Source organism: Dawidia cretensis, assembly GCF_018598175.1.
GTDB lineage: Bacteria > Bacteroidota > Bacteroidia > Cytophagales > Cyclobacteriaceae > Ohtaekwangia > Ohtaekwangia cretensis.
Window position 1 is genome coordinate 1 of the sequence record NZ_JAHESE010000118.1, and the last position, 492, is coordinate 492.

Genomic DNA, 492 nt, shown 5'->3' on the forward strand with positions numbered 1-492 from the left:
GGAGCAAGGTGTACGATTACGCCGGCGAGCTTCCAGAGGCCGATGAGTGTCATGACGGAGAGGGGATAGACGAGTAGGATGAAGCCCTGGGCGTTCCAGGGCGCGTGAACGGCCTGGGCGATGCCGCCGGCGAACATACCGGCGCAGAGGAGGGCGGTAATGACCCAGTAAGCGATTTGACGCGGTTTTTCGGAAGTGTTGATTGTTGTCATGCGTTTTTCTGTCACAATGCTTCGCAATGCGGCGATTGGACAGAATCGGCAGATTTATTTTTACTGCAGCGACTTATAGTACGCGCAGGAGGTTTTCATGACGCACTCGGCGTGTTTCGGATTGGTGGGGCGGCAGGTTTCGCGGCCGAGGAAGGACATGGCCATGCCGACTTCGCCCCAGTCCTTGGGCGCGATTACTTCCATGATCTGCTTTTCGATTTTCTTGGGGTCGGTGCCGGTGGCGATGCCTAACCGGGGGGCTACGCGCACGACGTGGAGG

At 58.1% G+C, this 492-nt stretch carries 2 protein-coding genes; both read right to left on the bottom strand.

The genetic code is table 11. The features are described 5' to 3' along the window. Nucleotides 1-212 (bottom strand): DoxX family protein (locus KK062_RS29995; RefSeq protein WP_254088075.1); only part of this gene is annotated, 212 nt, incomplete at its 3' end. A 60-nt stretch (nt 213-272) separates the two neighbouring features. Then, nucleotides 273-492, bottom strand: a 220-nt coding sequence (locus KK062_RS30000; RefSeq protein ID WP_369075194.1) for an endonuclease III domain-containing protein, incomplete at its 5' end; no start/stop codon positions are given.